8 protein-coding genes and 1 tRNA gene are annotated in these 8,532 nt (G+C 60.4%); 5 read left to right on the forward strand and 4 right to left on the reverse strand.

From position 1 onward, the window contains the following. From NTW95_13960 to lepB, 3 genes are all read right to left on the reverse strand, one after another. The coding region (locus tag NTW95_13960; protein MCX6558513.1) for a hypothetical protein at window positions 1-213 on the reverse strand (213 nt) is incomplete at its 3' end. 55 nt (window positions 214-268) lie between these two features. Next, the gene (locus tag NTW95_13965) at window positions 269-3,463 is read right to left on the reverse strand and encodes a C45 family autoproteolytic acyltransferase/hydrolase (GenBank protein ID MCX6558514.1); all 3,195 of its coding nucleotides are present in this window, start codon (window positions 3,461-3,463) and stop codon (window positions 269-271) included. Between the two features lie 63 nt (window positions 3,464-3,526). Continuing rightward, complete coding sequence (gene lepB, locus NTW95_13970; protein ID MCX6558515.1) at window positions 3,527-4,063, reverse strand: signal peptidase I; 537 nt, start codon at window positions 4,061-4,063, stop codon at window positions 3,527-3,529. A 118-nt stretch (window positions 4,064-4,181) separates the two neighbouring features. Here lepB and NTW95_13975 point away from each other — a divergent pair. Both NTW95_13975 and NTW95_13980 read left to right on the forward strand, forming a co-directional pair. Further along, window positions 4,182-4,254: transfer RNA gene (locus tag NTW95_13975), tRNA-Val, on the forward strand. A 44-nt stretch (window positions 4,255-4,298) separates the two neighbouring features. Beyond that, window positions 4,299-4,919 carry a hypothetical protein gene (locus NTW95_13980; protein MCX6558516.1) on the forward strand — a complete coding sequence of 207 codons (621 nt, stop codon included), beginning with the start codon at window positions 4,299-4,301 and terminating at the stop codon, window positions 4,917-4,919. 156 nt (window positions 4,920-5,075) lie between these two features. Here NTW95_13980 and NTW95_13985 read toward each other — a convergent pair whose 3' ends face one another. Further along, window positions 5,076-5,981 (reverse strand): methyltransferase domain-containing protein, encoded by a 906-nt coding sequence (locus tag NTW95_13985; protein MCX6558517.1) that lies wholly within the window; start codon window positions 5,979-5,981, stop codon window positions 5,076-5,078. 267 nt (window positions 5,982-6,248) lie between these two features. Here NTW95_13985 and rsmA point away from each other — a divergent pair, with 267 nt between their 5' ends. The 3 genes from rsmA to NTW95_14000 form a co-directional block, all read left to right on the forward strand. Continuing rightward, window positions 6,249-7,040 (forward strand): 16S rRNA (adenine(1518)-N(6)/adenine(1519)-N(6))-dimethyltransferase RsmA, encoded by a 792-nt coding sequence (gene rsmA, locus NTW95_13990; protein MCX6558518.1) that lies wholly within the window; start codon window positions 6,249-6,251, stop codon window positions 7,038-7,040. Next, on the forward strand, window positions 7,037-8,170 hold the full coding sequence (locus NTW95_13995) for a hypothetical protein (GenBank protein ID MCX6558519.1): 1,134 nt from the start codon (window positions 7,037-7,039) through the stop codon (window positions 8,168-8,170). The genes rsmA and NTW95_13995 overlap by 4 nt, the downstream gene beginning before the upstream one ends. A gap of 78 nt (window positions 8,171-8,248) precedes the next feature. After that, a partial coding sequence (locus tag NTW95_14000) for an ATP-binding cassette domain-containing protein (protein MCX6558520.1) occupies window positions 8,249-8,532 on the forward strand: 284 nt, incomplete at its 3' end.

Here is an 8,532-nt window from a genome sequence, read left to right on the forward strand (position 1 = left end):
CGCCAGTTCTTCGGGATAATCGCTGTCGAACAGCCGTTCGATATAGCTTTTCATCTGGGCGCGGTCCAGGTAGCGGACCGGAACGTCGCTGGTGAAGTCGAGGTGGCCGATTTCGACGACCGATTTCTTCAGCTCGGCGACGGAAGCTTGGGCGCACAGAATGGCGGCGCAAACAAAAAAGAGCGCTGCCAATGAAATAAAACGAGCTTTCATCGGCTCCTTTATAACATATCCGGGGCCGGTCTGACAAGTAGCGGTGCGGACCTCGTTAGTTCAAATCGATGCTGAAAACGGCCGGATAATGGTAGCCGCGCTCGACCACGTTCTCACCGCGGAACAGGGCCCATGAAGGCAGGATCTGGTAGGCCTTGGTCATCTGGTAGAGCTGCAGGGCGCTGTTGGCGATGATCAGGGTCAGCATGCGCCGCGGGTTGTCGGGGTTCGGGTAGACCGCGAGCAGGCCGTCGTTTTCCTGGCCAAAAACCTGGCCGTTCCAGGAGAACCAGTTCTTGCCGAGCTTCAGCCCCAGCTTCTCCCCCAGCTCGCGGGTGAGCAGGTTGTCCTCGCTTCCACCCAGGACGATCAGGTCGGAATCGGTCCGCATTGTCTGGGTGACCTCGCTGTCCTTGTGCAGCGGCGGCAGGGTCTCGCTGAAGGCGTCGGCCAGCACCGTGCAAAATCGCAATCCCAGCGAATGGAACGCCTCGATTTCGCGGCAGGTGCCGTACACCACCCGCGTGCTGGCGAAGCGGTCGTTGAAATGGCTGAAGGTAAAGAAGCGGTCGTTGGCCGTTGGGATGTCGTTGCCGGCGTTGAAGATCAGCCGCACGGGCTTGTCGGCCAGGACGAATTCAAAGGACTGGCGCCCGGCCTTCACTTCGATCGGCTTCCAGAATGATTTCTTTTCCGTCTCCAGGCGCACCGTGGTCCAGAAGCAAAAATAGGGAGCCTGGGGCTGGACGACCTCCAGGGTGACCTTCCATTGGCCGTTGTCCTGTTTGGAGCTGGCGCTCAGCGCCGGCGCAGGCAGGTCGGGGCGCGTCAGCCATTGCTCGGCCGCGTCGACCAGGGCCTGGTCGAGAGCGGCTTTGCTTAAGATCTCCTTGAACTGCATGTTGCTCATGGGCCGGTTCCGGAAACGGGCATGGAGATCCTTCATGAAGGCGGAGAAGGCCTGGCTGCCCATGGCCAGGTGCAGCTGGTGCAGCAGGAAGGTGCCGCGGATGCGCGGGATCTGGTAGGAGCCGTAGCGGCCGTAATTCCGCTCCGCCTGCACGGCGGTCAGGTTGCCTTCCTGGCCGATCAGGAAAAGCAGGCGGTCGTTCATCTCGGTCAGTGAGTCGCGCATGAAGGCGGCCGCCTCGGCGCCGTCGGCCGGCAGGCGGCGCAGTAACCCGTGGTAGGCGGCACTGGCGCTGACGAACCAGTTCTCCTGCGCCGAGGCCGGATAAACGGTGTTGCTCCAGAGCTTGTCGGCGGCGAAGGCGTAGAGATCGGCGAGCGCGGAAACATCAGCCACTAGCTTAGTAGCGACCGGGGCTGCCGTCCCAACACCTTGGGCGGCGGGCAGCGTCTGGATCATGGCGCTCAGCACCCTGGGCGAGAACGTCGTGTAGCCCAGGGTCAGGTGCGGAACGGCGTCGGGAAGGAGCGGCATGCGCGGCGTCTCGCCGGGGATCTTTTCGCGCAGGGTCGTTTTGCCGTAATGGGCCATGAAGACCATCTCCCGGGCCATTTCGCCGGTGGTGATCTTGCCGTCGCAGGCGTGCGGGCGGTTGATCGGCGAGGAGGCCATCAGGCCGATCGCCGCCGCCAGGTCGATCTTGCCCCGGTTCTGCCGGTAAAAGTCGAACATGACGATGTCGCGGTTGGAGGGGCTGAAGTTGAGGTCAAAGGGACTGTTCTGGGCGTCGGGGATGTATTCCTTGCGCACCTCGGGGTCCTTGGCGTTGTTCACGCACCAGTAAAAATCGGTGGTGTCGCCGGGGAACTCCCGGTCGCGGCCGCGCCACAATTTATATTTTTTCGTCCCCTGCAGCATGACCGCGATCTCGTTGCGGCGGGCGTCGGCGATCAGCCAGTCATTGGTATAGAGGCCGTTGTTGCGGGTGGTGAGGATACGCACCACGTCGTCGACCGAAGTCGCATACTGGGCGGCCTTGCGAATGCGGTCCGACTGCGGGATGCCGCTGCCGTCGAAAGGGGTCTGCTGCGTCGTGGTTTCGCCGATCATGATCCCGGCATCGTTGAGATAGAAATCGGTCCCGGAGTGGATGCCGCCGGGAAACGTCTCGTAGACCAGGCGCCGGCCGCTTTCGGGGACCATGTCGCACATGACGTTGAAGCTGACGCCGGTGTAGCCGTTCCACATGAACATCTGGAAAAAGACCAGGTCGCCGTTAGCCGTCGCCGAGCGGTTGGCCAGCAGACCCGAGCACTTGTGCAGGCGGTCGGGGATCTGTTCTTCGCCGGCCGGGGGAAAATCGCGGCCGCTGAGCGGCGTCGCGGTCCTGGCCAGGGCGCTCTCCATCTGCCCCAGGTCGATGGCCGAATTGATGGCGACGATGTCCAGCAGCTCGATGGGTCCGCTCTTGTGCTTCATGACCGTTTTGCGGGCGTTCATGCCGTCGGCCATGCCGCGCATCTCGAGCAGGTATTCCTCCTCGTACTGGCGCAGCAGCAGGGCATCGGTGAGCAGCCGCAATTGCGACCACCCCTGCGCCGGGTTGGCGCTGTTCTGCAAGACCGCCAGCTTCTCCATGTAAGTGGCGATCTCATTGGCCATCAGGTAGCCGTGCTGGTAGCCGCGGGAATAGGGCTTGCCCTCGATGTGCAGGAAGGTCCAGCCGCGGTCGCTGAAGCGGAAGGCCTTGCCGTAGCGCTGGATGGTTTCGGCCGGGACAACGGCGCCGATGTCGGTGATCTCCTCCAGCTGCACGTCATCGAACCAAGCCGTGCCGCTGGCTTTGCCGTTGTAGCCGAAATGGAGGCCGATGCGGTCGATAGCGCGCGTGGCCACGAATATCACAGTTACCTCGCGCCACTCGCTGCTGGCGCCGGCCGCCGGCGAATGGTTGGTGAACGGGAACGATTCCATGGCCAGGCAGGCCGCCACCGGCGTGGGATAACGATCGGCCGGGTTGGTGAAGGCGTCGACGGTGCGCAGCCAGGCGCGCAAGCGGTAGAAGCGGCCCACCTGCAGTTTGACCGGCTCGGAGAACACGCTGCTGCTGGCGGGTTCGGCATGGCGAAGCCGCAGGCTGGCATGGCCGCCATGGAACACCGTCGTATCGGCGGACGCCCGCTCGGCCGGCCCGACGACCTTCCAGCCCGCGGGCAAGCCCGGATTTCCGTTTGTTTCGAAACCAGGGTTGAGTGGAATAATCCGCCTTTCTTCCGCGGCCACAACGGACAGGGACAGGAAAAGAACGACGACCAGAAAGATGTTCGCTGACTTGATCATGTTACTCCTTTTCGCCGGCAAACGCCTGCCTCGCGTATTTCTTGTGTTTTAAGCCGGACGGATCTACTCGATCTTGCCGATGGCGGCGAAAGGCCAATAGCGGAAAAAGGCCTTGCCGAATATATACTTTTGCGGCACCAGGCCGAACTGGCGCGAATCGAGGCTGATGCGGCGGTTATCGCCCATGACGAAAAACATGCCGTGCGGGATGAGCAGCGCCTTCATGTCGTCCGGCGCTTTCATGGCCTCCGGATTGTCGCTTTGCCAGGGCTGCTTGAGCGGCTTGTCGTTGATGTACACCTCGCCGCCGCGGATCTCGATGATCTCCTCGGGCAAGCCGATGATGCGCTTGACCAGCGACTTGTCGGGCTCGTCGGGCTTGTACAGCACCACGATGTCGAAGCGGTGCAGGTTGTCCCGGTTGATGCCCAGCTTGGAGATCAGGATGCGCTCCTGGTCGCGGAGCAGCGGCTCCATCGAACCGCCCTCGACCTTGTAGGCCGAGACGACGTAGTTGATCAGAAAAAAGGAGATCAGCGCCGCCAGCAAAAGATCGATGAACACGTATTTGAAAAAATGTTTGAGATTCCTGGCTGCCATGATGAGTGTATTTTATGCGAAAGGTTCCTGCAAAGTCAAGCCCTTGTACAGGTCCCTAATATGGCGGACTTGCACAATCTCTTGACCGCTGGATGATTTCATTTTATAATGGCGCCCTGGGCGATTAACTCAGCGGCTAGAGTACTACCTTCACACGGTAGGAGTCAGAGGTTCAAATCCTCTATCGCCCATTTATCACATGAATCGCTCACTCTTCCAACCCCGGCGGTTCGTCATGCCGCCATCCCTGGTCCTGGTCCCCTATTTCACCGAAAAATCCCATTTCGCCTCGCTGCAAAAGCGGGCCTTGCAGCGGCAGGACTTCCTGCATTCGTCATTGCTGTGGTTCGACAACATGGCGCTGATCAGCGGCTTTCTCGGCTATCCCCACCTGCTCACCCTGCTGGCGCTGGTCGACGGCCTGCCCGACAAGGAGATCTATTTCCTGGGCTCGGCCGGGGCGATCCGGCCTCGCTTCAAGGAGCCGGCCGCACTGCAAGTGGGCGAGATCCGGCCCGGCTCGGTTTTCAAGCGCTTTTCCACCTCGCGCTCGCTGTTGCTCAAGGTCTTCCCCGACGCCCAAGCACGGTTCCCGGTCGTTTGCGGCGTCAGCGTCGATATCATCCAGCGCGAAACTAAAGGCTGGCTGGCGGCGCAGCGCGCCATGCGTACCGACATCGTGGAAATGGAATTGTTTCCCCTGCGCTGGTTTTTGCGCAAGCCTTTTCACGCCCTGGTGGTGCTCAGCGACCGGGTCGAGCCGACCGGAATCCGCCCCTTCGCTGACAAGCAAAAGTTCCAGCGCGAATTTGCGGCCGCCTTCGATTACATCGTCCGGCAAATCACTCATGGCTAAATCTGCGAAACTGGGCCAGAATTTCCTGCGCGACAAGAATATCGCCGCCAAAATACTCGATGTTTTCCTGCCGCAAACCGGACCGGTCTTGGAGATCGGCGCCGGGCCGGGGGATCTAGAGCGGGATGCCGCTGGAAAAAACCTCCCCGGGCCGGATCACGCGGAGGAAGGCGACTTGCGTTCCGTTTTCTCGAACAGCACGCTGATACTTGCGACAATGAAATTCTCGAAGCAGCTGGACTTACTTTTAAAGCAAAAGGGATATGTTCTGATCAGTTTCAGGTGAGACAGGCAGAGGTTCTCCTTGTAGCGAACCTTCTTAAGCACGCGGGAATACGTGTCCCACAACTCCCTGTAGTTTTCAAGAGACCACCCGTTCACGTGACTGAAGTCTATGGGCTTCAGCACTTTTCGCGCCGCAAAGTCGTTGATCAGGTCCTTTGGGAAAAGGAACTGGCAGTACGGCACGGTGATCGAACGATAGGCATGTTCGCCGAAAGGCGAATAGTAAAGCGGCCCGAATTCCAGGTAGATATGCCCCCCATTTTTGACCACCCGGGTCGCTTCCCGCAACACTCCTGCCGGCGAGGCGAAATGTTCAAAGGCATCATAGGAAAAAACAAAATCGAAGCTTTCGTCCTCGAAGCGCAGGTCGGCGGCATCCATCGGCAGCATTCTCACGCCCTCATTAAGCGCTCGTTCATCAAATCCGGCATCCCGGTTGTCGATGGCGGTCGCCTTTTTCCCCTTGCGGCTGAGGCAGCAGCTTACCATTCCGTCCCAGCATCCGAGCTCGAGAAAAGACCGCGCTCCTCGTGCCCCCGGCAAACGGAGGATCTGCAAAGCCCTTTCGCTTCCCCTGGCTTCAAGAGTGCGTGCATCGTATCCGTATTCAGGCCGGGGAGGATACTTCATCTGGAGTGTTTCCAGCGCCCGGATGTCGAGATATGACGGCGCGGCCGCTGCCGTGGCAAAGATGCGCCTGGTCCTGCGTTTTTCCAGCAGGCGCGGGAGATCCCAATGCAATAAGAAGCGCAGGATGCTGACGACGCTCTTGGGCATGGCTCTTTTAGCCAGTGACTTGATCCTTGATTTCAAGGCAAAAAGTCCCACATGAAGTTCGCTTGATTTCCGCATGCATCCTGATTAGCAGTTCCCGCTTGCCAGCCAGGAAATTCGATTTTATCCACGACCCAGTTATACAGTAGGGGCCGCTGGAATTCAAGCGCAGCGCCGGAAACCGCTGCGGGTGTTGCCATCGTGCCAGCGGCTGAAACGAGCATCAGTCCCATGCTGGAAAGACTCTAACTAGAGGCATATAATACGAATATGCCAAAATCCGCGAAACTGGGCCAGAATTTCCTGCGCGACAGGAGCATCGCCGCCAAAATAATCGACATTTTTCTGCCGCTACCGGGACCGGTTCTTGAGATCGGCGCCGGACCAGGAATCTTGAGCGGGCTGCTGCTGGAAAAAATACCCGCCGGCCGAGTCACCCTGATCGAGATCGACCCCATCCTGGCCGAAACGCTGCGCGAGCGCTTCGGCGAACGGGCGCAGGTATTGGAAAAAGACATCCTGGGCATTGATCTGGCCGAACTGTATCCACAATGTCGGGTCGGTATCATCGGCAATTTGCCCTATCATATTTCCAAGGACCTGATCGACTGGTTCATCGCCCAGCGCGCCGGCATCGGCGCAGCGGTGGTGATGCTGCAGAAGGATTTTGTCGATAAGATACTGTCGGCCGAGAACAGCAAGAAATACAACGCCCAGTCGGTCGTTTTCCAGACATTTTTCCACGCCCGCCGCTGCTTCAATGTGCCGGCGGGAGCTTTCCAGCCGAAGCCGAAGATCGTTTCGACCGTTCTCGCCGTCCGCCCCAACGAGTCGCCGCCGCCCCCGGCCGTTGCCGAATTTTATCCCTTCGTCAAGCTGTGCTTCGGCGAACGGCGCAAGACGCTGTTCAATAACCTGGCGCCCCATTTCGGAAAACAGGCCCTGGCCGCCGCCGCTGGCGCCTGCGGCATTCCCGACCAGGCCCGTGCCGAGCAGCTGCCGGCGGAGCGGTTCGCCACGCTCTTCTCCGCCTTGAGCACCGGCGCGGCCAAACGATCATGACCATCCGCAAGCTCTGCCTTGTCCTGGCGTTGATGACCCAGCTGGGCGGCGCGCTGGTCGCAGTGGAGAGCGAATGGAAGCAGCAATTGTGCGCCTGGTTCTCGCTGAATGACGATACGCCCTCGACCCCACGCCTGGCGCTGCGCTACCAGCCCGACCTCTCCCTGGCCGTTGCCCTGGGCAGCCGCTGGAAGCTCGACGGCGAAGCGGCCCTGGACATCCACGCGGCCGGTTCGGCTCCGGGTTGGCGTTCTCCCGATTTTTCCGGAGAGATCAAGCCCTACCGCCTATGGCTGCGGCTTTACTCCCAGCGCTTTGAAGCCCGCTTGGGACTGCAAAAGATCAATTTCGGATCGGCGACGGTTTTTCGGCCGCTGATGTGGTTCGATGCGCTAGATCTCCGCGACCCGCTGCAGATCAGCTATGGAGTCTACGGGCTGCTGCTGCGCTATTATTTCAAGAACAACGCCAACCTCTGGCTGTGGGGGCTCTACGGCAACCAGGGGACCAAGGGTTGGGAAACGCGGCTGACGGCCGAGCACACGCCGGAATTCGGCGCCCGCTTCCAGGCGCCGCTGTTTTCGGGCGAAGCCGGGCTGACGATCCACCGCCGCCGGCTCGCCCCTGGCGGCGTCGATGGCGAATCCGTGCGCATGAGCGAAGAGCGGTTCGCCCTGGACGGAAAATGGGACCTGGGCATCGGCCTGTGGGTTGAATCGGCATTCAGCCGCCAGGACGATCCGGCCGGAGGCGTTTCCTGGCAGCGCTCATCCGCCCTGGGCATCGATTACACCTACAAGCTGGGCAACGGCCTCTACCTGCTGGCCGAGCAATTCTTTTCCCAGGCGGCGGCCTCCCCTTTCGCGCACGGCGAAGGCGGCCTCTCTCTGTCGGCGCTGCAGGCCCGCTATCCGCTCGGCCTGCTTGACAATCTGGCCCTGGTCGTCTATTTCGATTGGCGGCGCAATCAGGCATACAGCCTCGCCAGCTGGCAGCGTACCTATGACCGCTGGCAATTTCTCCTGCTGGCATTCTGGAATCCCCGGCAAGGGCCGATCATCGGCGTCCAGTCGGGGAACAACACCTTCAGCGGCAGGGGCTTCCAGTTGATGGCCATATGGAATATCTAGTAAAATGATGCAGCGCGGAGGTGGCCTATGACCGGTATCCAGCTGATCCGGACCGAAAACCTGGTGAAGACCTATCCGATGGGATTGTCGCAGATCACGGCCCTGAACAACGTCAGCCTCATTTTCGGGGCCGGCGAATTTTCCGGCCTGGTCGGTCCGAGCGGTTCGGGGAAAACAACCCTGCTCAACATCGTCGGCTCCCTGGATACTCCCACCTCGGGCAGCGCCGAAGTGCTGGGGCGCCAAATCGAGAAGCTGTCCCACCGCGAAGCGGCGGAATTGCGCAACCATTCCATCGGTTTCATTTTCCAGACCTTCAATCTCCTGCCCGTCTATACGGCCTATGAAAACGTGGAATTCCC

Source organism: Candidatus Aminicenantes bacterium (assembly GCA_026393795.1).
Classification (GTDB): Bacteria; Acidobacteriota; Aminicenantia; order UBA2199; family UBA2199; genus UBA2199.

What these genes read in the sequence shown, in the direction of transcription:
- NTW95_13980 (MCX6558516.1), top strand. Translation starts at nt 4,299, where the DNA reads ATGCCGCCATCCCTGGTCCTGGTCCCCTATTTCACCGAAAAATCCCAT.
- lepB (MCX6558515.1), bottom strand. Translation starts at nt 4,063, where the DNA reads ATGGCAGCCAGGAATCTCAAACATTTTTTCAAATACGTGTTCATCGAT.
- NTW95_13995 (MCX6558519.1), top strand. Translation starts at nt 7,037, where the DNA reads ATGACCATCCGCAAGCTCTGCCTTGTCCTGGCGTTGATGACCCAGCTG.
- NTW95_13985 (MCX6558517.1), bottom strand. Translation starts at nt 5,981, where the DNA reads ATGCCCAAGAGCGTCGTCAGCATCCTGCGCTTCTTATTGCATTGGGAT.
- NTW95_13965 (MCX6558514.1), bottom strand. Translation starts at nt 3,463, where the DNA reads ATGATCAAGTCAGCGAACATCTTTCTGGTCGTCGTTCTTTTCCTGTCC.
- rsmA (MCX6558518.1), top strand. Translation starts at nt 6,249, where the DNA reads ATGCCAAAATCCGCGAAACTGGGCCAGAATTTCCTGCGCGACAGGAGC.